29 protein-coding genes and 3 pseudogenes are annotated in these 26,940 nt (G+C 37.9%); 16 read left to right on the plus strand and 16 right to left on the minus strand.

Features of this window, described 5'->3' with window-relative positions:
- The first annotated feature begins 249 nt into the window (after positions 1–249).
- Complete coding sequence (locus FFR48_RS00865) at positions 250–897, plus strand: Uma2 family endonuclease (protein ID WP_137666045.1); 648 nt, start codon at positions 250–252, stop codon at positions 895–897.
- A gap of 265 nt (positions 898–1,162) precedes the next feature.
- Here the strand turns inward: FFR48_RS00865 and FFR48_RS00870 are convergent, their stop codons facing one another.
- From FFR48_RS00870 to FFR48_RS00890, 5 genes are all read right to left on the minus strand, one after another.
- Entirely contained in the window at positions 1,163–1,306 is a 144-nt protein-coding gene (locus FFR48_RS00870; RefSeq protein WP_162501821.1) for a hypothetical protein, read from the minus strand.
- A 220-nt stretch (positions 1,307–1,526) separates the two neighbouring features.
- Positions 1,527–2,312, minus strand: coding sequence for an Alr2735 family protein (locus FFR48_RS00875; protein WP_503827303.1), 786 nt, complete (start codon positions 2,310–2,312; stop codon positions 1,527–1,529).
- A gap of 348 nt (positions 2,313–2,660) precedes the next feature.
- Positions 2,661–3,104: a hypothetical protein gene (locus FFR48_RS00880; protein ID WP_096572988.1), complete on the minus strand. Its 444-nt coding sequence runs from the start codon at positions 3,102–3,104 to the stop codon at positions 2,661–2,663.
- Between the two features lie 115 nt (positions 3,105–3,219).
- Positions 3,220–3,423, minus strand: a complete 204-nt coding sequence (locus tag FFR48_RS00885; protein ID WP_137666047.1) for a copy number control protein — start codon at positions 3,421–3,423, stop codon at positions 3,220–3,222.
- Positions 3,424–3,934: 511 nt separating this feature from the next.
- Positions 3,935–4,129, minus strand: a complete 195-nt coding sequence (locus FFR48_RS00890; RefSeq protein ID WP_096572986.1) for a hypothetical protein — start codon at positions 4,127–4,129, stop codon at positions 3,935–3,937.
- 507 nt (positions 4,130–4,636) lie between these two features.
- On the opposite strand from FFR48_RS00890, the gene glpK reads away from it, so the two are divergent.
- Positions 4,637–6,130: a glycerol kinase GlpK gene (gene glpK, locus FFR48_RS00895; RefSeq protein ID WP_137666048.1), complete on the plus strand. Its 1,494-nt coding sequence runs from the start codon at positions 4,637–4,639 to the stop codon at positions 6,128–6,130.
- On the opposite strand, the gene FFR48_RS00900 is transcribed toward glpK, so the two are convergent.
- Positions 6,131–6,349, minus strand: a complete 219-nt coding sequence (locus FFR48_RS00900) for an addiction module protein (RefSeq protein ID WP_137666049.1) — start codon at positions 6,347–6,349, stop codon at positions 6,131–6,133. It abuts the gene before it with no gap.
- Positions 6,350–6,493: 144 nt separating this feature from the next.
- Between FFR48_RS00900 and FFR48_RS00905 the strand changes: the two are divergent.
- The 6 genes and pseudogenes from FFR48_RS00905 to FFR48_RS29215 form a co-directional block, all read left to right on the plus strand.
- A pseudogene (locus FFR48_RS00905) lies at positions 6,494–6,688 on the plus strand (YlcI/YnfO family protein); the annotation flags it as partial.
- 73 nt (positions 6,689–6,761) lie between these two features.
- Entirely contained in the window at positions 6,762–7,439 is a 678-nt protein-coding gene (locus FFR48_RS00910) for a hypothetical protein (protein WP_137666051.1), read from the plus strand.
- A gap of 346 nt (positions 7,440–7,785) precedes the next feature.
- Positions 7,786–8,124, plus strand: coding sequence for a hypothetical protein (locus FFR48_RS00915; RefSeq protein WP_137666052.1), 339 nt, complete (start codon positions 7,786–7,788; stop codon positions 8,122–8,124).
- Between the two features lie 178 nt (positions 8,125–8,302).
- Positions 8,303–8,527, plus strand: a complete 225-nt coding sequence (locus FFR48_RS00920) for a DUF433 domain-containing protein (RefSeq protein WP_137666053.1) — start codon at positions 8,303–8,305, stop codon at positions 8,525–8,527.
- 92 nt (positions 8,528–8,619) lie between these two features.
- Positions 8,620–8,865, plus strand: coding sequence for a UPF0175 family protein (locus FFR48_RS00925; protein ID WP_137666054.1), 246 nt, complete (start codon positions 8,620–8,622; stop codon positions 8,863–8,865).
- Positions 8,862–8,978 (plus strand): annotated as a pseudogene (locus tag FFR48_RS29215) (PIN domain-containing protein); the annotation flags it as partial. The gene FFR48_RS00925 and the pseudogene FFR48_RS29215, both read left to right, overlap by 4 nt.
- Positions 8,979–9,134: 156 nt before the next feature.
- Here FFR48_RS29215 and FFR48_RS00935 read toward each other — a convergent pair.
- From FFR48_RS00935 to FFR48_RS00955, 6 genes are all read right to left on the minus strand, one after another.
- Positions 9,135–10,019 (minus strand): UTP--glucose-1-phosphate uridylyltransferase, encoded by an 885-nt coding sequence (locus FFR48_RS00935; protein ID WP_137666056.1) that lies wholly within the window; start codon positions 10,017–10,019, stop codon positions 9,135–9,137.
- A gap of 264 nt (positions 10,020–10,283) precedes the next feature.
- Positions 10,284–10,490 carry a hypothetical protein gene (locus FFR48_RS30330; protein ID WP_307722495.1) on the minus strand — a complete coding sequence of 69 codons (207 nt, stop codon included), beginning with the start codon at positions 10,488–10,490 and terminating at the stop codon, positions 10,284–10,286.
- Positions 10,491–10,538: 48 nt separating this feature from the next.
- The gene (locus tag FFR48_RS30335; protein WP_307722496.1) at positions 10,539–10,799 is read right to left on the minus strand and encodes a hypothetical protein; all 261 of its coding nucleotides are present in this window, start codon (positions 10,797–10,799) and stop codon (positions 10,539–10,541) included.
- Between the two features lie 84 nt (positions 10,800–10,883).
- A complete protein-coding gene (locus FFR48_RS00945; RefSeq protein WP_199291247.1) occupies positions 10,884–11,465 on the minus strand; it encodes a GNAT family N-acetyltransferase in 582 nt (193 codons plus the stop codon).
- Positions 11,466–11,697: 232 nt separating this feature from the next.
- Positions 11,698–13,233: a phytoene desaturase family protein gene (locus FFR48_RS00950; protein ID WP_137666057.1), complete on the minus strand. Its 1,536-nt coding sequence runs from the start codon at positions 13,231–13,233 to the stop codon at positions 11,698–11,700.
- 29 nt (positions 13,234–13,262) lie between these two features.
- A complete protein-coding gene (locus tag FFR48_RS00955) occupies positions 13,263–13,868 on the minus strand; it encodes a TetR/AcrR family transcriptional regulator (RefSeq protein ID WP_137666058.1) in 606 nt (201 codons plus the stop codon).
- A gap of 305 nt (positions 13,869–14,173) precedes the next feature.
- Between FFR48_RS00955 and FFR48_RS28845 the strand changes: the two genes are divergently transcribed.
- Positions 14,174–14,596, plus strand: coding sequence for a glycosyltransferase (locus FFR48_RS28845; RefSeq protein WP_201277550.1), 423 nt, complete (start codon positions 14,174–14,176; stop codon positions 14,594–14,596).
- Between the two features lie 126 nt (positions 14,597–14,722).
- Positions 14,723–15,460, plus strand: coding sequence for a glycosyltransferase (locus FFR48_RS28850; RefSeq protein ID WP_201277551.1), 738 nt, complete (start codon positions 14,723–14,725; stop codon positions 15,458–15,460).
- Here FFR48_RS28850 and FFR48_RS00965 read toward each other — a convergent pair whose 3' ends face one another.
- On the minus strand, positions 15,461–16,462 hold the full coding sequence (locus tag FFR48_RS00965) for an alpha/beta fold hydrolase (RefSeq protein ID WP_236103960.1): 1,002 nt from the start codon (positions 16,460–16,462) through the stop codon (positions 15,461–15,463).
- Between the two features lie 301 nt (positions 16,463–16,763).
- Here FFR48_RS00965 and FFR48_RS00970 point away from each other — a divergent pair, with 301 nt between their 5' ends.
- The 6 genes from FFR48_RS00970 to FFR48_RS00995 all read left to right on the plus strand — a co-directional run bounded on the left by FFR48_RS00970 (position 16,764) and on the right by FFR48_RS00995 (position 23,420).
- Positions 16,764–19,091: an AAA family ATPase gene (locus FFR48_RS00970; RefSeq protein WP_137666060.1), complete on the plus strand. Its 2,328-nt coding sequence runs from the start codon at positions 16,764–16,766 to the stop codon at positions 19,089–19,091.
- A gap of 85 nt (positions 19,092–19,176) precedes the next feature.
- Positions 19,177–19,557 carry a hypothetical protein gene (locus tag FFR48_RS00975; RefSeq protein WP_137666061.1) on the plus strand — a complete coding sequence of 127 codons (381 nt, stop codon included), beginning with the start codon at positions 19,177–19,179 and terminating at the stop codon, positions 19,555–19,557.
- 61 nt (positions 19,558–19,618) lie between these two features.
- Positions 19,619–20,047, plus strand: a complete 429-nt coding sequence (locus FFR48_RS00980) for a hypothetical protein (protein WP_137666062.1) — start codon at positions 19,619–19,621, stop codon at positions 20,045–20,047.
- Positions 20,048–20,446: 399 nt separating this feature from the next.
- Positions 20,447–21,673, plus strand: a complete 1,227-nt coding sequence (locus FFR48_RS00985; RefSeq protein ID WP_137666063.1) for a PQQ-dependent sugar dehydrogenase — start codon at positions 20,447–20,449, stop codon at positions 21,671–21,673.
- 278 nt (positions 21,674–21,951) lie between these two features.
- The gene (locus FFR48_RS00990; RefSeq protein ID WP_137666064.1) at positions 21,952–22,737 is read left to right on the plus strand and encodes an RNA ligase family protein; all 786 of its coding nucleotides are present in this window, start codon (positions 21,952–21,954) and stop codon (positions 22,735–22,737) included.
- Between the two features lie 506 nt (positions 22,738–23,243).
- Positions 23,244–23,420: a hypothetical protein gene (locus tag FFR48_RS00995; RefSeq protein WP_201277552.1), complete on the plus strand. Its 177-nt coding sequence runs from the start codon at positions 23,244–23,246 to the stop codon at positions 23,418–23,420.
- Positions 23,421–23,690: 270 nt separating this feature from the next.
- Here FFR48_RS00995 and FFR48_RS01000 read toward each other — a convergent pair.
- From FFR48_RS01000 to FFR48_RS30475, 3 genes and pseudogenes are all read right to left on the minus strand, one after another.
- Positions 23,691–23,876: pseudogene (locus FFR48_RS01000) on the minus strand (Uma2 family endonuclease); the annotation flags it as partial.
- A gap of 406 nt (positions 23,877–24,282) precedes the next feature.
- On the minus strand, positions 24,283–25,122 hold the full coding sequence (locus FFR48_RS01005; protein WP_137666065.1) for an SWIM zinc finger family protein: 840 nt from the start codon (positions 25,120–25,122) through the stop codon (positions 24,283–24,285).
- Positions 25,123–25,238: 116 nt separating this feature from the next.
- Positions 25,239–26,939 carry a DEAD/DEAH box helicase gene (locus FFR48_RS30475; RefSeq protein ID WP_371851414.1) on the minus strand — a complete coding sequence of 567 codons (1,701 nt, stop codon included), beginning with the start codon at positions 26,937–26,939 and terminating at the stop codon, positions 25,239–25,241.
- Position 26,940 lies beyond the last annotated feature (1 nt).

The raw sequence follows: 26,940 nt of genomic DNA on the forward strand, positions 1-26,940 counted from the left end.
GTGTGTTATGAGGATTTTTAGGACTCATCAAAAATTAACGTATTTTCTTTCGTCATCGCGAGCAATATTAAGCAATCTCAAACCCATATTTTTTATTTTTCGTAGGCTATGCGTAGATCCTGTTCTGTTAAATTACAACCTATTATTTGACCAGAGGTTTTAGTCAAATACTACAAAAATTCGATAATGAAATATAATAAAAAAATACTGATTGGGCTAAGTTAGGTGAAAAAGAGGTAAAAAATGAGTATGTTGCTTGAACTCAACCAACTAATTGTTAAACCCGGTCATCAGTTGTTAATTAAAAATATCTCCTGGTCTACATACAAACGTATTTTAGCAGAATTAGGAGACAACCGCAATTATAAAATAGGGTACTGTCAAGGGGTGCTAGAAATAATGGCTCCATTACCAGCGCATGAAGTAGCTAAAGTAATTATTGGGGACTTAGTAAAAGCTTTATTAGAGGAAATTAATTGGGAATTCTGGAGTTTGGGGTCTACGACTTTTGATCAGGAGAGCATGGACGCAGGGGTAGAACCTGATGATTGTTTCTACATCGAGAATGAAGCTAGAGTCAGAGGGAAAGATAGAATAGATTTAGGAATTGATCCACCTCCAGATTTAGCAATTGAAGTTGATATTACTTCCCGTACTCGTTTCAATAATTATCAAGCTTTGAAAGTACCAGAACTATGGCGATGGAATGGAAGAAAATTAGAAATTAATGTGCTGGTAAATGGTAAGTATGTAGAATCAACTACCAGTTCTATTTTTCCTAACTTAGCGATTTCTCAAGTAATACCTCAATATTTGATGTTAAGTAAAACTAATGGTAGAAATGCGACGATGAGACTATTTCGTGCATGGGTTAGGCAACAATTAGAAGCAAATTAAGCGAATAATTAGAAGTATATACAGCATATTCAATGTTTATGAGGTACAGTAAACATCGAAGTTTAAGTTTTAAAACTATCGTAAGTATTCAGCCGTCAGCTATCAGCCATCCGCTTTAAAGATTGAAATAAAAAGAAAGGTGAAAAAATCAGCAGTGTGTAACTCGATTGTGTCACTTTTTTAAAATTAATAATTCTCAATCTTCGCTTTTGCTATTATTAGCTGATTACTGATTACTGATAGCTGAATGCTTACAAACTACCTTCTAAAATTGGTGTACCTCATTTACTCCAAAAGTGCTGTAAATGTGAGATGCAGCGATCGCCAATTCTCTAAATTTCTCAGCATCATGTAGCCAATATATTTCTGTTTGTAATTCTCCCAGTGTCACTGCTAAACTTTGATTCATGGTTTCCTCTCAGAAAATTTATCCGTGATTTCTTTAGTATTAAATATTTGGTTTGGCGTTTCTGAGAAGGATTTTTCAGTATCATCACACCTGTAATCTTTTCATGTTTATATGGCTTACGCCACACTCCGCTATCAGCAAGCTCTAGGTAAGCTGAAGGAAATTTAACTTGCATATTTTTGATTGTTGGGAAAAAGCGTCAATATGCTTTTTTAAAGGTTTAACAGCTTATTTTCGGTGCGATGCCTTCCCTGCCAGACGCTACGCGTTGGCGTAGCCTGTCCGCAGGACCTACGTTGGGCGTAGGCATCGCATCCTGATTGTTCCCCTGTTTGTGAAAGGGACTCTCTCCATAGATATTATTCTCGATTTCTGCGATTTCCTCTGCTTTTACTGATTTTTCTTCCATCTGTGCGGTTGATTCTTCTGGGGCTGCTTGCCAAGCAATATCCGGTTGCACTGGCTGTTGTCTGAGTAAATTCCTAATGAACAATGGCAACGGGAGACAGGAGGCTTTGAACCTGCTTTCAAATTCTAAACCTGCTTCCACATCTTGCAAACGAATAATTAACGTTCCCTCACCAGTCTTCTCTCTCTTCCACTCCAATAATCGCTGCGGTGGCTTCTCTTTTTTCAGCGACTTATTTATTTGCGTCATTTCCTGGCGAACTTCTGCTACTGTGAGACGTTCTGATTTTAGGCGTTCTAATATTGGTTGAAACTTCTCGTAGCACAAAGCTTTGATTGTGTTGCAATCGAGTAAATCTAGATTGCTAGGTTCGATGTCCGCTATGAACTCGCCTACCTTAGCATAGGAGGTTGCCGTAGTTCCTGTCCACTCTAATGATTCTTGAATGGTCTTCAACTCAGTACGCTTGCACGTCAGTTTCGCAAAGTAGACGGTTTGACACAACTGGATGAAGACGCGAGTCATTTCTTGCGCTTGTTTCTGAATTTGGTCACAAATTTGTTGATCAATTGGGTCGAGAGCTGTTAATGTAGTCATAGATAGCAACCTTTGTGAATAGAGTTATAGATAGCAGCCTTTGCAAATAGAGTTATAGAGTTATGGATAGCTACTTTTGCGAATGGAGTTATAGATAGCGACCTTTTTCAATGGGGTTGAAACAAAACGACTCGCCCTAAATGGTGAGTGAATTATTTAAATGCAACTCCCGGTTCACTTTCCACGGCTAACCGGGTTTTGCTATTGAAATTATTTTACACTAATTTGCTCAATTTGCGATTACTAGGTCGCGCTATCTCTTTCCTTCAGTCAAGTAAGGGATACGCTATCGCGCTTCAAACACTGGCGATAGCGCAGTTTGGCGTAACCTATCTTGCAATCCCATCCCTAACTACCAGCTTCGTTACTGTTATTTGGTTTGTGCAGCTGCAAGATCATGGACTCCATTCTTACCAACGACGCATTAATAGACTGCTGAGAGTCCCGTAATTCAAGGACAACATTATTTACTACAGCGTTACGTGCTGTGGTGGTTTCCACAAAATCATCAATTTTGCGGGTTAAGCGGTCTAAAGAGTCATCTACCTTGGTGACAAAATTATCAACTTTTTCACCCATAGATTGAACTGTTTCACCCATGACTTGAACAGTTACGGCTAAACCATCAAGCTGTCGTTGGGTAATATCTTGCCTTTCAGATAATCTGTCAATCCGTTTATCAGCTGATTCAGCATAGGAAGCGGCTGATATCAAAAGCTGCTTAACTGTCTCAAATTCATCCTCAAGCTGGTTGAGCCTGGTGTCTGTATCCACTGGCTGTGGTGTGGTCATAACGCCTCTGTTTTAGTTTTTGGGATTGGTGGTTAGTTGGGCGATTGCCTCCGGCACTGGCGTAGCCAATCGCCTACGACACTGGCGTAGCCAATCGCATTGCGCCCGATATGGGTTAGCCTCCCTTTTGTTGACGTTCTTGAATGTATTTCTCGACAAGTTCCCGTGTTTTTTCACTCATATTTGTATTGTCTCTAGCGCAACACACTTTAAATTCTGTTCTTAACTGTTCCGGTAAAAATACACGGTAGCTAACCATTTTTTCATCTAGGTTTTCTGACATAGCTGATATAGATACGCTGCTTAACCTATTTTGCATCTTTTTTTGTATTTTGTCCTTATATGTTATGTATGTCGCTTATCTTCTATATGTCATCTATTATATCATATATATCTGACATAAGCAACATACTTGGTACTGTTTCCCCATTTTGCAACAACTGTCGTCGGGAGCAACGCGATGAAAGTGATGTGCAGAAACCAGGTACGTAAATAGCCTATTTTAAGATGCGATGGCTACGCCCGCCGAAGGTATCGGGAGCATCCCAAATGTGTAAGTTTATTTTTTCTCTGAGGTTAAGACCTCAAATGAACGAACCACGTTCGCAAAGCGTGCCGAAGGCATAGACGCGAAGGACACAAAGGTAAGAAAGAAGAAGAGAGTTTTTGGTGTTGCTGTGGTTATTTTTGTAAAATTGGGATGCTCCCAAGGCATCGCAACGGAAAAACTGGATTTTATTGAGAATGGAGTTATGTAATTGCGAATTTAACCCCGATCTCACATTTTCGCGTTGCTCCCTCTGCCTCCTGCCCTCTGCCTTTCTTGTTAACTAACTGGCTTTATCTGTTTCTGGCATATAACCCAAGTCGGCTAACCTATCTCGCAATAATTTATTTACAGCAGCATTAGAACTAATAAGTTGATCGTCGGCATAATTATCAACTGCTGTGGCTATTTCTTCTATAAGTCTGATTGACCTTGCTGTTGTAGGTCGTTTCTGTCGTGGCATATAAGCTGTAGTCATTATCAATATCTTTATAGTAGGTTATCCCTACCACTATAACAGTATTTAATACCAGTCTGATATCACTTTTATATCAAATTAACTTATGTGTAAGTGGGTGTATTTATAACCCATTTTAATACTACTTTTATATCAAAATAATATCAAGTTGCCATATCAAAAATATCAGACAACAAACCTTCACAGATAAACGACTAATTCCAGTCAAATAACCGACTAAACACCTTGCCAGATAAGGATTACAGCGATTGAGTCTGATATTGTGAAAGATAACCTGATAGATATAAGTAGTTAGGCGTTAAAATTTATCGTTATGGCAAAAAAGGCAAGAGGGAAGAGACTTTTAGGGAATTTACATTTTGTAACATACCTCAGTTTTTTCAAGCCGACTTACTTAACCTAAAGTAGAAACTTGGTATAGGGTGTGGGAAAAATCACCCCTTGAGAAAATCTCAATTGATAATAGTTTCATGCAAGGTTGAAAACCTCAGTCCAGCAACAAACAACATGACCAAATACGTAGCAGCCATTGATCAAGGAACAACTAGCACCCGCTTCATGATTTTTGATAAACAAGGTAAAATTGTTGACTGCGCCCAAAAAGAACATCAGCAAATTTACCCCCAACCGGGTTGGGTAGAACATGATCCTCTGGAAATTTGGTCATGTACTCAAACTGTAATTAAAGATGCCTTAAATAAAAGTAATATTACTGTGGCTGAAATCACAGCCGTTGGCATTACCAATCAACGGGAAACTATCGTAGTTTGGAATAAACACACAGGCAAACCTTACTATAACGCCATTGTTTGGCAAGATACCAGAACTGACTATATCTGTAATCAATTAGTCAAAGATTTGGGAATAGACTATTTTCGCCCTATCACTGGTTTACCAATTGCTACCTACTTCAGCGCACCGAGAATAAAATGGTTGCTAGAAAATATACCAGAATTAAAAGCCGCAGCCGCAAATGGTGATGCTATTTTTGGCACAATTGACACTTTTTTGATTTGGCATTTAACAGGTGGTACAGCAGGGGGTTTACATATCACCGATGTCACAAATGCTAGTCGTACCTTGTTGATGAACTTGAAAACTCTGGACTGGGAAGGGGAAATATTAGAAATTATGGGTATTCCCCGGCAAATGTTACCAGAAATTCGCCCTTCCTCAGCTATTTATGGTCAAGCTACGGGTATTTTGGCAGGAGTTCCCATAGCTGCTGACTTAGGAGATCAACAAGCTGCATTAATGGGACAAACTTGTTTTCAGGTAGGTGATGCTAAAAATACCTATGGTACTGGTTGTTTTATGTTATTGAATACAGGTGAACAACCCGTATTTTCCCAACATGGTTTATTGACAACCGTAGCTTACAAATTGGGAGATGCTGCGGCGGTTTATGCTTTAGAGGGGAGTATTGCGATCGCCGGTGCTTTGGTTCAATGGTTGCGTGACAATTTGGGATTAATTCAAACCAGTGCAGAGGTAGAAGTATTAGCCAGTACAGTTACAGATAACGGTGGTGTTTATTTTGTCCCGGCTTTTTCTGGGTTATTTGCTCCCTATTGGCGCAATGATGCTAGGGGTGTAATTGTGGGGATGACTCGCTACACAAATAAAGGTCATATTGCCCGTGCGGTGTTGGAAGCTACAGCATGGCAGACTCGTGAAGTTTTGGAGGCGATGAAAGAAGACGCGCAGGTAAATTTAACTGCTTTGAAGGTAGATGGTGGGATGGTGTACAACAACCTGCTGATGCAGTTTCAAAGTGATGTGTTAGGTGTGCCTGTGATTCGTCCGCAGGTAGCAGAAACTACAGCGTTAGGGGCGGCTTATGCTGCTGGGTTGGCGACTGGTTTCTGGGGGAGTTTGGAGGAGTTGTCTGAGAATTGGCTTTTAGATCAGACTTGGGAAGCGAAGATGGATGAGGTGGAGAGGGAAGGTTGTTATCGGCTTTGGAAGAAGGCTGTTAGTAAGACTTTTGATTGGGTGTAGTTAACTAAAGCGTTTTTTAACATCTTCCCAAGTAGAACCATTTGTAGGGTTTTTTTGATAATTTTCTAATCGTCTATCTAGTTCCTGTTGTTGCGCCGGACTCAAAGGAAGTTCTTCTTGGTGTTCTAAGATGCTGTCCCATAAATCTTCAGCTAGTTGGATACGTTCTGCAATGCTGAGTTCAGAAATATCAATTTTTAAGAGGGGATGGAGACTCATGAGTAAGGAGTTAGAGTTGAGCTTTTATCTATTTTATGACAAAAATCTATAATACGTAAATTTATACTTTTTACGGGATATGCCGCCTTGATATAATGTACTGTAGGAATCAAGTGAAATTCCATTCAATAGAATTAGCACAAAATGAGTATTAACCTCAACCTACCACCCGAACTAGAAACCGAACTTCACGCCGAAGCTTCTCAACTGAATTTACCGTTATCTGAATATATTTTACATATTTTATCTACCAAAAAAGTTGTAGATAATTTACCCAAAACTGGAGCAGAACTTGTTAAATATTGGGAAAATGAAGGTGTAATTAATTCTCGTCCTGATTAATGTCAGCAAAATGTTTTCATAGACATGAGATAGCAATACAATTAACAGTGATTTTATTACATAACTTACAATGTTTAATAACAAAAAACTTGTTAAGAGCCTAGTGAAAAAAATAGCTCAAGTAGAACGTGAAACACTAGAAGCTTTCCGTGATGGCAGAGTTGAGCAAGAACCAGCCCTTACAGATAGATTACTGGGAAAGATGGAAAGTGTACTGAATAACAAACGTATAGCAGGGATAAAATGGACTGTTAAAACTTTAACGGATAGAGGTGGAAGAAGTCAGGAAAGTATATTTGGTGCTGATTTTATGGCAGCGTTAGAACTTTCAATGGATGGTTTTCACATTAGAAAGGGCTTCTTGGTTCAGTCCAAACTTGTTGAGCCAAGCCATACTTTTACCAAAAGAGAGTTTGCTATTCTTAAAGACCAATGCAAGAAAATGTTAGATTTTTCCCCTGCTTCTTTTGTTTTCCTTTACTCCCAACAATCCGGTATCGTAGTTGTTCCTGCAACAGAAATCCTTGCATCAAGAGAATGTAATCCTCATGAGCTTACCAGCAAAACAATGGCTGCTTTTTATCAAGAGCATTTCGAGTGTTTTATTGGAGATCCAGGAATTCGTAGAGCTAATCCTCAAGGTTTAGAGGATCTAAGACAGAGATATGAGGCGGAACGCTTAGTTCTTTTTTATGGTTCTGAAGGAGATGAAAGTTATGATGCTGTACAGCTTAATCTATTTGAATAAACTTTGGTCACTCAATCTGAAATTACCTAAATTATAATGAACCATGTTTAAGATGCCTTAAAAGTAGTTTTTAAAATGTATGAAGATGTAGGTAAAGAACTTTCTCACAACCTACAATCTGTGGACAAAAATTTACTAACTTTGATAGAAACTGCTGTATATCTGTCAGATGAACTATAGAGAAGTTGCCAAGAAATTATCTCATCTAAGATGTAAGTAAATTCCGATGCTTACTTAGAACAAATTTGTTTAAATAGTCTAGTAATTTCACTATAAATACTCAGAGTATATTAATAGCATACTAGATAAGTAATCACATAATTAAACAGTAAATGAGGTGATCAGCATGACATACAAATGTTTATGTGGTAAAACAATTAGAAAAGCAGGAGAGATACAATGTTCTGCTTGTAGGAAAAATAGGAATTTAAGCACACAAATGAAAATGCCAAAAATGTTTAACTATTCTTCTCCAGCTAGAACTTGTTTATGTGGGAAAACAATCAGGAAAGCGGGAGAGATACAATGTTCTGCTTGTAAGAAAAATAATAATTTAAGCACACAAATCAAAGTCCCAAAAGTTTTTAATTATTCTTCTCCAGCTAGAACTTGTTTATGTGGTAAGAAAATTAGGGATAATACTCAGCTTTTCTGTTCTGTATGTCGTAAAAAACGAGGTTATTAGTTAGAAGTTGCGATCGCCCTTTTTCTCTCAACAAGCGATCGCCTCCAACAGTCTCTTAATGCGATCGCCCTTTTCTTACTTTCTCTCTCAATAAGCGATCACTACCCTACTATCAATCTACCATCCCATGAATTACCATAAAATGATATAGACTAAAGATCAAAAAGAAGGCGAAATTATGAATTATCAAGATATTATTACCATTGAACCTGGAAAACGTAGTGGTAAACCTTGTATTCGTGGAATGCGTATCACTGTGTATGATATTCTTGAATATTTAGCAGGTGGAATGACAGAAGCAGAAATTCTTGAAGACTTTTCAGAACTGACATCTGAAGATATTAAGGCTTGTCTTGCTTTTGCTGCTGAACGAAAGAAAAAATTATTTGTTGCATCTATATGAAATTGCTATTAGACGAAAATTTATAGCGATCGCCTCCCGAATACCCCATGAATTATCCTAAAATTATATAAATTACAACTACAAAATTGATTATGAGTGTCTTAATACCTGATGATATTCTTCGCGCCAGCAAAATGACAGAAGAGGAACTAAAATTAGAAATCGCTATCATGCTTTATAAACAGGGAAAAATCAGTAGTGGTAAAGTTCGTGCTTGGACTGGACTAACAGTAATTGAATTTCAACATCAACTTGCCTTACGGGGACTTTGTATTAATTATGATGTAGAGGATTTTGAATCAGATGTAAAAACCCTAGAATCAATGGGGTTATTATGATTATTGTTAGTGATACATCACCAATTACTAATTTAGCAGCCATTAATCAGCTAGATTTACTGCAAGAACTTTACACTGGGATTGTTATTCCCACAGCCGTTTATAATGAAATGAAAATTTTGATGGATCAACTAATTGAGCAAGCTGATTTTCGAGTAAATGACAAATTGTACACAACAATTATACAATCTGCTGGGGAATAATTAATTATTTAGGAACTTAGGAACTTGGGGATTTTCAGTTAGCGATCGCCACCCTCACACTAACAATTATAATCTAAAATCAATCATACTCTGACGATAAGCATCAGGTAAACCCGTATCAAAACACTTCCCTTTCACAACATACCCCGTCATTCCCTCCCGTTGACGCAATTTCTCCAAACAAGAAGTTAACTGAAATTCACCCCGTTCTCGTAAATTTTGATTGATACTTTCTGCCAAAAAATCAAATATCTGCGGTGTCAGTAAATATAACCCAAACACACATAAAAACTCATCCTCTCCCATCCCCTCAACCCGCAAATTCTCCCGTGCATATTCAACACTGGGTTTTTCATAAATTTCGGTTAAAGAAAGCAAAGATTGATCATCATTCCAAACACCAGCAACACACCCAGCTTTATGAATAATTTCTGCTGGCATTGTCGTCAAACCCATCACACTATGATTAACGTTTGCATAAATATCTAATATTTGTCTAGCACAAGATATTTCTATATCTGACCTATAAACATGATCCCCTAACATCAACAAAAAAGGCTCATTCCCCACCCAATCTTTAGCACAAAAAACAGCTTGTCCATAACCTTCCTGTTCTGTTTGAGTTAAGATTGTAATTTTACTTCCTAACTCTTGTAAATATTGACTATATGCTTGATTTTCTGGTGAAAGTTTAGCGAATAATTCGGGTTTTGGTGGAGATTTAAACAACTCCGTAAATATTTCTCTATCATCTGGTTGAACCACTATCCCGACTTCAGAAATTCCCGCATTGATCGCTTCTTCCACAATTGCCAAAATCACAGGTTTAGCCCTACCATCTTGATCAATAATTGGGAAAAGTTCTTTTTTTACAACTTTTGTAGCTGGAAATAATCTAGTACCAAATCCAGCAGCAGGAATTACAGCTTTTTTAATTTTATTTATCAGCATACGAGAGCATCCCAAATGTGTCAATTTATTTATTTCTATTTTTATCTATATCTATGGAAATAATATACCAAAAGATTAATATGATTGAACCGCAAAGGTCGCAAAGGACACAAAGGGAAGAGAGTTTAAGAGATTTTTTATGCTTGCTGCGGTTATTTTTTTCAGAATAGTATGCTCTCTTAGTATACAGTATTTTTAGAGTAAATGAAATACAAATTTTCACATCATAGTCATATACTAAGAGAAATTTAGCTTTTCTGTTCCCTATTCCCTTCTATAAATTGTCAACTTTAAACATTGCATTTGTGGAAAGTCACGATTAATTATATCTATAATTTTATCTTGACATTCCTTATTTTTTACAATAAACTGCGCTGTTCCATCACCTTGAGAACCTACACCCTTACCACCATAAATATACTCTTGAATTGGTGAATAATTCAACAGTTGATGAAGTACAGGAGCAGTCAACTCTTCCCTACAAGCAGGAATCAGATATTGATCAAAATTTGCCTGTGCTTATTTCATCAGCATACAGATTTTTTCAGCATCACCTGTTTGTAAAGCCTCAATTGCAGCTTGGGTAATTTCATAACTAATTTTACCCAAAAACTGTTGCACATTCTTTTGTAATTTGTTCTCAGCAAAAGGATAACATTCATTTAATTTACTCAAAATAACCTGAGTATTTTTAGCAGCAGCAAGATCCACAATCACAAAATATAAATCTTGGGGAACTTTTAACTCAATGATTTCGGTATTATCACCATCAAAAATCATCGCAATCAGCCAGTTTTACTCCTGACTCCTGACTCCTGACTCCTGAATTCTGCTGTATACAATTTCACTGTATCAATGATATAATTATCCAATATCTTTAAACATTAAAATACTCTCATAATTTTGCAAATCCATTAATTGAGGGGATTGAAAAGTTCCTATGTGTCTAAAACCTTGTTTTTTATGAAAAATAAGGGAACGCTGATTAAAAATAGGTTTTGTCACAATAAAAGATGAGAACAATGTCTGAGGAAAGTTTTCATATAGTGATTTATACATAAACTGAGCGATTCCTTTACCCATATATTCTTGCTTAGTTGCTAATACTTGAATATAAAGGTGCTGTTCTTGGTGATTGATAATTTTGTTTTTAGAATCATTATCTTCCCAAACTATTTGATTTAAAAATTCATCGGTAATTTTTGGTTTTGATACAGATAAATATCCAACAATATCATCACTTTCATTAACAGCAACGAAATATTGAGTTGAATTGTTTAAATTATTTAACACCTCTTCTTCAGAGATTTTAGCCAATAAAAAACCATTTTCATTTGTGCCATTTTCACCGCGAACATTAGAATTATGAATATCAACAATTGCTCTGATATTATTATTTTCAGCTTCTCTAAAAATTAAACCTTTTATATTCTGTGTTTGTATCATAATTTATGACCTCAAAGAGATTAAAACACAGATTAAATTATAGCATCAGTTATCTTACCAACAACTGAATAACACTAATTATCTAAATGAAAAAAAGTTGTTAGCGTAGCCATTTACTGATTACTAATAGCTTGCTTACAAGCATATCGAGTCTAGGTAATCATTTACGATGTAAGTTGTTGGTTAATAATTACCAATTACCAATTACCAATCACCAATCACCAGTCACCAATTACCCAATATCATTAAGTAATTGTAAATGTTGCTGCACCGGAACAATAGTATTTGCAGCCATCATCCCACTTGCGGCCACCGCAGGTAAACCTATTCCGGGAAAAGTCGAATCTCCACAACACAACAACCCCGATAAAGGAGTAGTCGCACCAGGAAATAAACCCTTTCCTGCAACTATCCCAGGTCCATAACTACCATGATGACGACGTAAAAAACGCCCATGAGTGAGGGGAGTACCCACCAAACTGACTTCACAACGAGAACGAATATCAGGAATAATTCTTTCTAAAGCTTGCCACATTACTTCCGCACGTTCTTGTTTTAATAACTTATATTCTTCACTATTTCTTTCTAAACCTTGCCAAATTTGATAAGGTTCATTTCCTGGTGTATAAACATGAATAACGTGCTTTACTGGTGGTGCTAAGGATGAATCTAAAACGGAAGGAATAGATATTAAAACTACATTTTGTGGCGCATTTACGCCTTTTTCCCAATCATTAACTACTATATAATGAATACCTAAATTTTCCGGTAATCCCGTGGCATCAATTCCTAAATGTAAGTGCATAAAACTATCACATTCAGGTGTTTTTTGTTGTTTTTCTACATACCATTTGGGTAAAGCACCAGGGGGAATAAGTTTGAGAGTATCCCATACTGAAGCATTAGAAACAACAGCTTTACTGGCTTTAATTTCCTGACTATTCCGCAGACGTACACCCACAGCACGGTTATTTTCTACTAAAACCTGCTCGACATGGGCGTTTAAAATTAACTTACCACCATTTTTAGTCAAACCTCTGACTAAAGCATTAACTATCGCACCACTGCCACCTATAGGATAATCTAACTGCACACCAGGACGATACCAGTCTGCAAACATAAACGCCACTTCTGCGGCTATTGTCCCATTTGCGGGTAATCCTGATAACAAAAAACAAAGTAAATCTAACCAGTTACGAATAAACGGATCTGTGATCACACCATCAATAATGTTAGAAAAAGACCCTGTTAATTTGATAACATTAGCAGCTTGTTGGAGTAAAGCCGGGGCAAATTTACCCACTGTTAACACTGCACCTAAATCATAGCGTAACGCAGCCGGAGGGAGAGCGATCGCACTCTTACCCAATGGTGTCATAATTTCCTGGAGTTTGCGCCATTCACTTACAGCTTTATCTCCCCGTAGTTTTTGTAACACCTGACAAAACTGATCAGCACCCACTTGAGTATCAAAATTTCCCTCTGGTAAATAACAACCCCAAGTATCGTAATTAACACAAGGTAAATCTTCCCCAATAGCATCTAAAACTTGACGTAGGGGGTTAGGGGAAGGGGTATAAGATAAACCAGAATATAAAGATGGTCCAGACTCAAATTTGTAACCGTTGCGTTCAAAAACATGAGCAGCACCACCGGCGATGGAGTGACTTTCTACTACTGTGACATCAATTCCATAATGTGCCAACAGTGCAGCACAACTCAAACCGCCAATACCGCTACCAATTACAATTACTTCTGTGTTATTCATGAATCATGGTTAATAACTAGAACTGTAATTTATTGTCGATCACTTTTAGGAAAAAGTAACTCAATTAGAGCTTCAGTTAGGCGATCGCTAGTCATCGTCAATTCATGTTTACCATGTAATAATTCCATCATCAAATAATAAAAATTAATTGTACCAGCAATAATCCAAGCCACTGCTTCCGGGTCAGAACTTCGCAACTCCTGGCAATTTTGCAGATATTCTGTAGAAGCTGCTAAATTTGGTTTTTCAAACTCTTTGATATACAATCGCGCTAAATCGGGAAACCGTCCCGACTCTGCCACAATTAAACGGTAAAAATTCATCCTTGTGGGGTCGAGATTTTCCGCAGTTAAACTTTTAGGTGCTAATTTACGCAAACATTCTGCGGGATCTGCTGGCAACGGTTCTGAAGAAAATACATCCTCAAATTGTTGCTTGGCAATTCTTTCTACGATAGCAGCAAACAACGCTTCCTTATTTGCAAAATAGTTATAAAGAGTTTCCTTCGATACCTTAGCTGTACTGGCAATCCGCGCCATACTGGTATCGGCGTAACCACCTTTTAGAAACTCTTGCATTGCTCCTTGCAGGATTTGTTCGGCTTTGGCAGAGGTTTGATCTGGTTGTTTTGGCATAACTGGGTAAATTTAACATTCTTACTTAGTTGTAGGGTACGTCAGACTGCATAAATCCTGAAATAAACAGATTCTTGATATCTGACGCACCTTACCAATGTGCCAGTTGTGTAAGTCCTGTATGGGATAAACGAACCACAGAGGCACAGAGAACACGGAGGAATGAGGGTTTGAGAGATATTTTGCGTAAGTCCTGTTACTGTACAGTCTAGTCTAAAATCTCTTGACAAACCAAACTGTACGGTCTAAATTAGCATTATTAACCGAACCGAACAGTCTAGTTCGTTAAAAAATATAAAAAAAATATGCGAATCATAATTTTAACTACAGGTTCTCGCGGTGACGTGCAACCATTAATTGCTTTAGGATTGGGATTGCAACAAGCCGGACATAGTGTAAAATTAGTCACCCATCACCCGTTTCAAGAAATGGTGCAAAGCTACGGGTTAGAATTTGCCGCAATGGGTGGAGATGTGCAAGCATTAATGGCACAAGAAGCAGGACAGCAAATGCTAGAAGCCAGTAATCCTGTAAAATTGATTCAGAAATATGCTCAAATGGTTGCGCCATTATTGGCAGAAGCAATGGCTGATTCTTGGCAGAATTGCCAGGATAGTGATGTAATTATTGGTACAGCTTACACCATTTGGGGATTTGATATTGCCCAGAAACTGCAAATTCCCTTTATTTTAGCGGCGTTAATGCCTCAAAGTGCTAACTTTGATTAGCCCTTTCCCTCCCTTCCCCAAACCTTAAAGTTAGGTGGTTGGTTAAATTCCCTCACCTATCCAATATTATTGGAAGGGTTTGGTTTGGTATTCCGTAAAGGTGTAAACCAGTTTCGAGAAAAGACTTTGCAACTAACACCTTTATCAAATTGGCAAAGATTATATGGGCGGTTACAAAAGGTAAATGTACCTTATCTTTACGGTTTTAGTCCAGTGGTAGTACCTAAACCTAGCACCTGGTCAGAAAGATTACATATTACAGGCTATTGGTTTTTAGAACATCCTGCAAATTGGACACCACCCCAAGATTTACAAGAGTTTATCGCCGCCGGATCACCTCCGGTATATATTGGATTTGGGAGCATGACAGGGCGTGACCCGCAACAAATGACCGAAATTGCCCTAACAGCCTTAAAAAAGACAAAACAACGGGGAATTTTAGTAACTGGTTCGGGTGGAATTGCTGCAACTGACTTACCAGAAACCGTGTTCAAAATAGAATCTGTTCCCCATGATTGGTTATTTCCCCGGATGGCTGCAATTGTACATCATGGAGGGGCGGGAACAAGTGCGGCGGCTTTGCGGGCTGGTGTCCCTTCCATTATCATACCCTTTTTTGGGGATCAACCCTTTTGGGGACATTGCCTTTGGCAGTTGGGTGTTAGTCCTGAACCCATTCCTAAACCTGCTTTAACTGTGGATAAATTAGCCCAGGCAATTACTACCGCAGTTAATCATACTCAAATGCGGCAGAAGGCTCAATTTATTGGTGAACAAATTCGCTTAGAAAATGGTGTGAACCAAGCAGTGGCAGCTTTTCATCAACACTTTCCCCAACAGCAAGCATTTTTGCAAATGATATAACTATTTCAACAATAATTTCACTGCGCTGATGATTACTTCTGGTTGATCAATCCAAACAAAATGACCGCTATTTTCCGCATTAATTTGAATGCAGTTAGTTGACAAATTGAGTAGTTCTAAATGAATGCGTTCGCGTAATTTATTCGCTGCTTTCAAAGGTAGAAAAGCAGTCATGAGAGAAGGTTTAAAAAATGACTGGGCTTTAATACTGACAATAGGCAAATTTTTGAAATCATTTGCACAGCGTAATTGACGACCACTAGCAGCCAAACCCATAATTTCCTGCGTCATAGTCAGCCAATGTTTAGGACGACAAAAGGAGCGTTTAACTAATTGCAAAGATGAACCTGAACAATTACGTAATTCTGGCTTAATCAATTCAAACACCCCGATTTTATTCATCACTCTAATTAACCCGAAACTAGAACCAAAAATAGACATTAAAAACCCAGAAATAAAAAATAATTGTAGTCCTTTAAGAGCAAAAGACATTTGCAGCATCCCAGATTCATGTAAACCATCAGTTAATACCATTCCCATAACTTTTTCGGGGAAAAGATGGGCATAAAGACGCATATTATAACTACCAAAAGAATTACCAACCAAAATGTAGGGCGGTTCTAACCCTGCACAAGTTAGCATTTGCTCAAGTTCAGCTACAATTTGCTTACTGGTACGGGGATAGGGACTAATATCACTCCAACCAAAACCAGCCCGATCATAAATACAAACCCGTGAGATTTTTGCTAATTCTTCCAGTAATAAATAACCTTCAACTCCTCCTAAACTGTGGTCTACCACAATAGTTGGAGAACCTTCACCAGCAGTAACATAATGTAAATAGTAGCCTCCCACATCCACCCTTTGACCTGGTGGGGGTGTGCGGTCTTCTAACCAACAAGCAATGATTTGATATAAAGTAGTAGAGATAAAAATCAGGATTTTGAGAATTTCTGGATAGAACAAGTTTAAATTTATGAGAATAAAATGTAGGTTTTCCACATCAAACATTTTTTTGCTTTAATAGAGTAATAATTATTATGCTGCTACAGCGGGAGTCATATCAATTCCGGTTAGATCGGTATTAAGTAGTTGTGCCAAATAAATTTCATATTTAAAAGAGGGAACATGAAGGATCAGGAAGTAAGGAATACAGAGATTTTTGTTTTCAATAACTATGTGCAATTAATTTTGCTCTGCCATCCTGTATTACCTACAGATAAAACTATAGGATTATCACGTATCGGAACATAGTTAGGTTCTTGATATAGCGATCCTATTTGACCAAATTTTCACATAATTTATGGATTTATTTGACCAACATTTGATTCAAATAACAGAAACAGAAGCACCACTAGCAGCACGAATGCGTCCCCGAACTCTAGATGAATTTATTGGTCAAGACCATATCATCGGACAAGGACGACTCCTGCGACGTGCCATTAGTTTAGACCAACTATCATCATTAATTTTTTACGGTCCACCAGGAACTGGTAAAACAACACTTGCCCGTGTAATTGCCAACACCACCCGCGCTGATTTTATTGCCATTAACGCCGTACTTTCTGGAGTAAAAGAAATTCGTGCAGCCATTGAAACAGCCCAAGAACAGCGCAAATACCACAACCAAAAAACAATTCTGTTTGTAGATGAAGTTCATCGTTTTAATAAATCCCAACAAGATGCCCTACTACCTTGGGTAGAAAATGGTACAGTCATCTTAATCGGAGCAACAACAGAAAATCCTTACTTTGAAGTTAATAAAGCACTCGTCAGTCGTTCACGTATTTTTCAACTAAAACCACTCAACGAGCAAGACTTATGTCGTGTTGTTGAACAAACATTAAATGATAAACAGCGTGGTTATGGAAACTTAGCAATCAAAATAGACCCTGATGCTTTGGCTCATCTTATTAATGTTGCTAACGGCGATGCTCGTTCATTGTTAAATGCTTTGGAATTAGCTGTAGAAACAACACCATTAACCATTGAAGATTCACCATTCACCGCTAAAACTCAACAGTCAATAACACCATTAACCTTTGAAGATTCACCATTCACCCCGAAAACTCAACAGTCAACATCAGCCAATACCAGAGGTGTTATTCATATCACATTAGCAGTTGCAGAAGAATCCATTCAACAACGAGCCGTTTTATACGACAAAGAAGGTGATGTTCATTTCGATACTATCAGTGCCTTCATTAAAAGCTTACGTGGTTCTGACCCAGATGCAGCATTATACTGGTTGGCAAAAATGGTTTACGCCGGCGAAGACCCACGCTTTATCTTCCGACGGATGTTGATTTTATCTAGTGAAGATGTGGGACTAGCTGATCCCCAAGCTGTGGTGATAGTAAATGCCTGTGCAGAAGCATTTGACCGTGTAGGAATGCCAGAAGGACGTTATCATTTAGCTCAAGCAGCCCTTTATTTAGCAACTGCACCTAAGTCCAACAGTATCATGGGCTTCTTCGATGCTTTAGCAGCAGTTGAACAGGAACGAGAAGCAGAAGTTCCCACCCACCTCAAAGATGCCAATCGTGATCAAAAAGGTTTTGGGCATGGAGCGGGCTATCTTTATCCTCACGCTTATCGTGACCATTGGGTAGCGCAACAATATCTGCCAGCCAGTTTGCAAGGACAGGTATTTTACCAACCATCAACCCAAGGTTTTGAGGGAGAAATTAACGTACAGGTAGCACGTCGCCGTGAAGCTCAACTTGCAGCTATGGTGTCCGGCTTAGGTATTGAGCCAATAGAAATCCTCACCTACAGCAATATAGATGCAGCTTCAGAACGATGGCTGCAACGCACACTTTCCCAAATAGGCACACAGTTGGCGACGGTACGCGATCGCATTTTCACCATCGCTCAATTACAGCGTCATCATGTCGTTTTAGACATCAATGCAGGTACTGGTTTACTGACCTGGGAAGCAGTCCGCCATGTCCCAGAAGGTGGAGTTTATGCTTGTGTTCGCAGTGAAAGCGATGCCCAAGCTTTACGTGAACAAGCTGCGACGTTGGAAGAAATCAGACGACCAATAGTAGTTACTGCAAAGATAACAGAGTTACCTGCTGTATTAGCTTCTCAAGCGTTAGGTGTAAATTTTGATTATATAATTGGTCGAAATGCGTTAGTCAACGAGCCTGATAAAAACGCTGCTGCTCAAATTTTAGCTCAAATCCTACCCCAGTCAGGAAGAATTGTACTGGCAGAGACTGTACCACGGCATACACAAAGACTTTATCGTTTGCTAGATGAGCAAAAGCTAGGTGCTAAGTTATACGGTCGCTTAGTAGCAGCAGAGGAAGCAATTTATACTAATTCTTCCGACTCAATACTGAATTGGAACGCTGAGGATTTGCGAACGTCTTTTGAAGTAGCAGGTTTGAAAGTGGAAGTGGTGCTGGAGCAAAGTTCAACTTTAATGCACATTACATCAGCTTTTCTCAATAGATTGTTCACTTCCAATGCAAACCGACCAAGTTATTTAGATCGTTTAGCTTTGACTCTGACACCACAGGAATTAAAAGCTATAAAGGATATATTCACCCAGTGTTTGCTCAACCAAACAGTCAATTGGGAAAGTAGTATTGCATTTGTACAGGCTTGGCAAAAGTTATGATGAGTAAGATTTATGAGAATTTGTAACATTAATTTAGAATTTGATAGAACAGCAATCACTTTCAGTTTTTGATTTGGTAAAAGATATGAAATTATCAGATTTATCACCAGAAACATTAGAAAAAATCAAACTGGTTAGGTGGGATAGAATTATTGAAAAACATGAAGGACCTGAAGATTGGTCATCGGTTTTGCAATATGAAGAACCGGAATTTATGGAAATTGATGGATATCCAGTATTATTACCTGTAGATAAATCTCATCACCCCAATATTTCCATAATCCGTTCTATTTGGGCTGAAGATAAAAAATCACTTACACTATTTTTATCGGATACCACCTATGAAGATGATCCCTTCTTTTCTGGCTTTATGGCAGTGTGTGACCGCCTGAAAAATGAAAACTTCTTTCTGGCAATTTTGTATCATGAATGGTTTATTATCGAAAGACTAGAAATCTTTGATTAATTGACAATTGTTTCGTTTCATTCAAGGTTTAAAACCTCACCTTTCAAGCACATTTAATATTATGACGGAACTGAACAACGACATTACTGCAAGTATTACAATCACAGTACAACCTCAAGAAAATGGACAGTACATTTGCCAGATGTCATCGTCTTTAGATGATACCAGACAGAATTGGCAATGTTATGGTCAAACAAAAGAACACGCCATCGCCATTGCCTTAGAACAACTAGCTGATGAGTATCGCCGAATAGCGGAAGAAAGACAAAATATAGATTGGGAAACAGTAGAGCGTTCAGACTCTGGAGAACCAATTGCCAAGCATTACCATGTCATTCTGCACTACGAACGCATTGCTGAAGAAGAATCGAAGTTTGAGGCAATGCACAACACAATTATGGGAAATACGGTGGTGGAGAATGCTAAAATCACCGTGATTGAGATTGATCAAAGTATACCCATTGATCCATTAACCCGCTCTTGGGATTGATTGACTATATTAATTGATACAGCAAATTCAAGGTTTATGAGGTACAGTAGATTGAACTTCAAGTTTTAAAACTACCTTCTAAAATTGGTGTACCTCATTTACTCCAAAAGTGCTGTAATTGACAATTTTTTCATTCAAGTTTAAAGTCTCCTCTTTCAAAGAGAAAAAAAGAGAAAATTTCTTATTACACAATCCTCTCACGAATGAGCCAGAGGTAATTGTCTATTGTTGAAAGAACTAAATAAATTTATTAAACTGTTGTGTATTTAATTCAGATAAAACCAAGTAGCAAGATGCAGCGACTACAATAACTTAACGTTTTTGGATTATCCAATGTAGACATCAGCTGATTGCCATTCCCAAGACCATACAGGTAGCAATTTTGTAGACAAAAAAATCATGAAACAGACAAAAACTCTGGCAGCAAAATTACTTTTTGGCATGGTTGTAGTAGGAATTTCAGCTTGCAACTTAGCAACAACTGAGTCCGCCAACACTAACAATCAACAAACACAAACAGCCCAACAAGTCAGCCAACAAACAGCTACTAACAATCAAGCCTGTACCTTAGTAGAAAATGGCTTCGGTTCACAAGGACAGGTAAAACTACGGGTAGAAGAAGTAGTAACAGGTCTGGAAGTTCCCTGGGGAATAGCTTTTCTCCCCAATCAAGATATGTTAGTTACCGAACGACCGGGACGAGTTCGCCTGGTACGGAATGGTCAACTGATTCCCCAACCAGTAGCTACTATTAATGTTACAGAAAGCGGTGAAGATGGTTTACTCGGTATTGCCACCCATCCCAACTTTGCCGAAAACCGATTTTTTTACATTTACTACACAGCTGATAAAAATGGATCACAAGTTAATCGTGTGGAACGATGGCGACTATCTCAGAACGGACTTACTGCTTCACCGGATAAAGTAATTGTTGATAATATTCCCGTAGCGCAATTTCATAACGGTGGGCGCATTCGCTTCGGACCTGATGGAATGCTTTACATTGGCACTGGTGATGCCAGAGAACCGCAAATTTCCCAGGACGTTAATAGCCTTGCTGGTAAAATTTTGCGTGTCACTCCTGACGGACAAGTGCCACCAGATAATCCTTATGCTAACAATCCTGTTTATATCACTGGGATTCCCAACACTCAAGGGTTTGATTGGCTGGATAAATCAACACTATGGGTAACAGACCACGGACCTAGTGGGGATTTGGGAAGAAGAGGTCACGATGAACTCAGTTTAGCAAAAGCAGGAGACAACCTGGGCTGGCCTACTATCTACCGTTGTGAATCAAAGAAAGGAATGGTTACTCCGTCCATTGTTTGGCGTGAAGCTTTACCTCCTGGTGGTGCAGTAATTTATACAGGCAATTCTCTTCCAGAGTGGAAAGGCAGCTTAATAATTGCCACTCTTCGTTCTCAACACTTGCAGCGCGTTGTTTTCAACCCCCAATCTCCCCAAAAAATTGAACGTCATGAGGTGTATTTGCAAGGCCAATATGGTAGGCTGCGAGAAGCAATTATGGGGACAGATGGTGAATTATATGTCACCACCAGTAACTGTGATGGAAGGGGAAATTGTCCTCCACAGAGGGATAAAATTCTCCGCATTACTCGTTAAGTTCATGCGATCGCAAGGAATAGGATTTTGCGTAGGTTTTGTTTATACCCCAAAGCTTCCCATATCTTCCCAGTTTGTGTGTAAAATTCTGGAAACCTAGCTTCAGCTTGTGAAGTCTTAGATAATATAAACATTACACAAATTCAGGTAACGATTATGTAATCCCTTGGCTCAATCAAATTCTCATTTATCGCGAATGGTAGCAACCTTTAAACATACCTATTCGTGAAGATTCCCTACGCAATGATTTTGATTGTAGTCACCAAGGTATAAAAGTCATGTCACAAATTTATAAATATCCGCGTACCCCTCATATTCAGGGTTCGCGATCGCAACCTGGGGATGAAGACCTGGATAGCATTCCTTTTGCAAATATCCAACCACAGCATCTAGTCATTGAAGAAAAAGTTGATGGTGCAAATGCAGCTATCAGTTTTACAGCTGATGGACAACTACGACTGCAAAGTCGGGGACATTATTTAACAGGTGGAGGCAGGGAAAAGCATTTTAATCTGTTTAAACAATGGGCGCATACCCACGCTAGTGTACTTTGGGAAGTTTTAGGTAGTCGTTTTATTCTGTTTGGGGAATGGCTATATGCCAAGCACACAGTTTTTTACGATGCTTTACCCCACTACTTTTTAGAATACGACCTCTTGGACTTAGAAACCCAAGTATTTCTTAGCACTAAACGCCGTCAGCAGCTATTAGCAGGATTACCACTGGTTTCTGTTCCTGTGTTGTTTACAGGCAAACTGCAATCTTACCAGCAAATGTTGGGGTTATTGGCTAAATCTCATTATCAAACCCCGGCATATTTAGAAAATTTTGCCCAAGCTTGTCAACAACAAGGATTAAATATAGAACTTGCCCTCAAACAAACTGATCAAAGTGGTTTGATGGAAGGTTTGTACATCAAAGTTGAACCAGGGGATACGGTAACAGCACGTTATAAATATGTGCGTTCTAGCTTTTTGACTACTATTTTACAATCTGAAAGTCATTGGCTTAACCGTCCTATTATCCCTAATTTGTTGGGTCCAAATGTGGATTTATTTAGTTAGTTCATGCCTGAAGGCAGGAGGCAGGAGGCAGAAGGCAGGAGGTTAATTTGACCAAAAAAATTTTAGATTTTAGATTTTGGATTTTAGATTGAAATCAAAGTCTAAAATCTAAAAATAAGGTTTCAGTCCTCTCCATTTATGGAGAAAAATACAAATTTTTTCGCCTTCAATCCTCTTCTTTAAAGGAAAGGATAATCCAAAATACTCGCTGCGCTGCGTAAGCTTCGCTAACGTCAATCCAAAATGCAAAATTGATTGACTGATATCTTGCACCAATAGAAATTGATGCAATTTCATTGCACCGTATAATCCCAAACACCCTAATTTACAATTTACTCTTTAAAACCAATAAAAATAAGGTGGTCTTATGGCGTTTTTAGATCATTTGGGTTTGTAACCAGAGGTGCAAGATATGAACATCCAACGGGGGCAATATACGCTCGCTCCTGCAACAAAATTGTAGCGAATTGGTATTAGCCACTATTAGATAAATGGAGGATAAAGATATGAATTGGACTTTTCCCTATTGTCCAGATGCAAACAATTGGATAATAAATTGGCAAGCATTAGAAACAGAATTTGATTGGTTGCGATCGCTGGCTGAATGTCCCCAAGACTCCCGTTATCATGGAGAAGGTAATGTACTGATTCATAATTGTAATTCGCGAGCGATATCAACTTGATTGCCATTAGGATATATATAGCTACCGACATCAAGAATTTCTAAGGTATTTTGGGCTATAGCAACTCGTCTCATTAGTGTTCTCTTTACTACTTCTGGCTCATGTGCATTTTAGAAAGATTTTAACAGAGGTACAATATCATTTTTTCTATCCTGAATCCTTACCCAAAACCTTTCTCCTGCGTGAGATTAACATTTTTATAAAATCTCCGAACTCCCGGATAAATTGGCTGATTCACTTTCCCTTCGCATTTATGGAACGCCTGGTTTTCTAACATGGCATAACATCATCAAGTTTAAGTTGCAAATTGGGAAATAGTCCAGAAACAATTATATCTCCTAAACGATATTTTTGCTGTTGATATACGCCCTTCACTAATTGACAGACTGTGAAAGTAGGTTGTTTAGGACTACCAATAAATTGCATTCCACCTAAACCACGAAAATCAACAATCCAAATAAGTCATAAATTTATACGGTAGCAGGAAGTTATAGCAGAAGTCAGAAGTCAGGAGTAAAACTCTTTTGTAGTAATAGTTTCATGATTAATTGATGTCCTAACTACTCTGTCTACGGCTATATTTTATTTTAACAAAAGGTGAAAATAGCTTTCTCATACGGGAGCATCCCAATTTTGAAAAAATAACGGCAGCAACACTAAAAAACCTTTGTAAGTCTCTTACCTTTGTGTCCTTTGCGCCCTTTGCGGTTCAATCATATCAAGGTCTTAAATCATTTTGACCTTAGATAAAAATAAATTTACACATTTGGGATGCTCCCTTCTCATACTGCCAGGTTTTTCCAAAACTAAATATACATAGGTTTTTTAAACTAGATTTAGTGTAACAAGTACCGAAGAAGCCCTAAATTAAACTTTGATTTTTCGTTTTCACCCGTTGATAAAATTCCTCCATTGTTTCAATAAAAGAATTATCTTTATGCCAAAAAGCCGGAAAATCTCCTTGTTTCTTAACAAGAATTGCGGAAACACCACTAGAAGTTGGTACTTCTATAGTTTGAGGTAAACGCTTTTTACCTAACCAAAATTCCCTTACACTGGGCTTTTTACTAACAGATTGTTTTTCTAGCTTGGTATAAAACGAAGTAGAAGACTCTAAACTAATTTCTTGGGTATTCAATTCCTGTGCTAGTGCTTTACCTAAGTTAGAATTAGCTAGTTTAGTCTGAAGTTCCTGTTTTGATAAACCACGTAGTTCAAATAATAGAAATGGGTTATTATCTAATTGGGAAGCAACTAAATAATAAACTCCAGCAATGTGTTTACAGGGGTTAGCATAATCAGGACAAGAACATTTAGTTTTAAAATCCTTACTACTATGAGGTAATAAGTGTAATCCCAATTCCTGAAAAGTATCTTCTATATTTTCTGGAACTTCATTCAGTAACAATCTAGAAACAATACTAGCTTTGGATGATAGCTGCTCAATAGCTTCATTCCAACTACTTTTAGCGATCGCTTTAATTTCAATAGAAATATTGTAAGTCGGTTCTTTATACACGCCAAAGTAAGGATTAATTGAACCTTTGACTCTGGCAGTGATATGATTTTGTTCGATTTCAAAATTCAAAACTTTACCATTATTGGCATAGGAACGACCTCTTTGCAGGCGACTATCATCAGTAAAATTTTCTAATGCTTGAATAAAGCGATCGCCCCACCATGTCCGACTAAATTTAGCCATAATAAGTACCTGAGCAAAATTAATTTAACATATTGATTGAAACCCAAAATGCCTATATTCCTTATTTATTCCCTGTTGCCTCTCCTAAATATACAATTTATTTACCACTACTTATTTTACTCCAAAATTGCACTTTTATTTAAAGTAATCAGTTGTTTAAATGCCTCGTTATCTAACTCTGTTAACCAAGATTCATCATTTCCTACCACCCCAGCAGACAGTTTTTTCTTATCTTCTATCATTTGGTCTATTTTCTCTTCTAAAGTACCAATCGCCACAAATTTATGCACAAATACATTCTTTTTCTGTCCAATCCGAAAAGCTCTATCTGTGGCTTGATTTTCAACTGCTGGATTCCACCATCTATCAAAATGAAAAACGTGATTAGCTTTAGTTAAAGTAATCCCTACACCACCTGCTTTTAGTGACAGAATAAACACAGATGCTTCTGTATCCGGGTCTTGAAATTCAGTAATCATCTGTTCCCGACGTTGGCGACTTGTGCCACCATGCAGATAGTAAGTGTTACAATGTAAATTATGTTTGATGTGTTTCTCAATTTGTTCGCACACTTCTGTAAATTGACTAAATATTAGCAAACTTTCACCTTCAGAAACAGCTTCATCTACCATTTCTACTAAGCGACTAAGTTTATGAGAACGTTCGGTGGAAAATTCGCTGTTATCTTGTAAAAATTGAGCAGGATGATTACAAATTTGCTTTAATTTCATCAAAGTTGAAAGAATTAAACCTTTGCGTTGAATTCCTTCGGCTGTTTGTAATTTCTCTTCTACATCTTTGACGACTACTTCATATAAAGATGCTTGTTCTTTAGTTAAGTTGGTGTAGAGTTTTTGTTCAACTTTATCTGGTAAATCGTTAATAATAGATTTATCAGTTTTGACTCGCCGTAAAATTAAAGGTTCAACTAATTTCTTCAGGGTAGTAGATTTTACTTTGTTGTTATCTTTTTGAATCGGAACTTCAAAAGATTTACGAAACTGTGCTTCTTTACCTAAGTAACCAGGATTTAGAAAATTAAAAATTGACCATAAATCTAATAAACGGTTTTCAACAGGAGTTCCTGTTAAAGCTAGTCGGTGTTTAGCTGCCAGTTTGAGAATAGCTTTGGTTTGTGCAGCTTTAGGATTTTTGATATTTTGTGCTTCATCTAAAACAATTCTTTGCCATTCAATACTTTGCAATAGTTTTTCATCTTTGCGAGCTAGGGTAAAAGAGGTAATGATTACATCATGTTGTTGACAAGCGGTTTTGAATTCAGGAACAGTTTGGATGCGATCGCTCCCATGATGTACCATACTCTGAAGATGAGGTGCAAATTTAGCAATTTCCTTTTGCCAGTTACCAACTACAGATGTAGGTGCAATTAATAACGTCGGTAACACAGATGTTTGAGAACGGTTGATATTCTCTCCATCTCTCCCATTTCCTCTATCTTTTTTATCCTTCTTCTTTTTTCCATCTTCCCTTGTTTCTATCTCACCCTCAACAGGAAGCGACTCTTTCTGGTATCTCTTATTTCCTCTATCTTCTTTATCCTTCTTGTTTTTCTCATCTTCCGATGTTCCTATCTCCCTCTCAAAAGGAAGTGACTCTCTCTCCTGAACAAGTCTAGCAATTACCTGTACCGACTTCCCTAAACCCATATCATCTGCTAAACAACCATTTAAACCCAACCGTTCCAAATATTCTAACCAAGCAACACCACGCTTTTGATATTCTCGCAGACTTACTTGCAAATTTAATTGGTCAGAAATTGGTTCTAATCTACTTTTATCTTGTAGTTTCACCATCATA

Source organism: Sphaerospermopsis reniformis (assembly GCF_005402885.1).
GTDB lineage: Bacteria > Cyanobacteriota > Cyanobacteriia > Cyanobacteriales > Nostocaceae > Sphaerospermopsis > Sphaerospermopsis kisseleviana.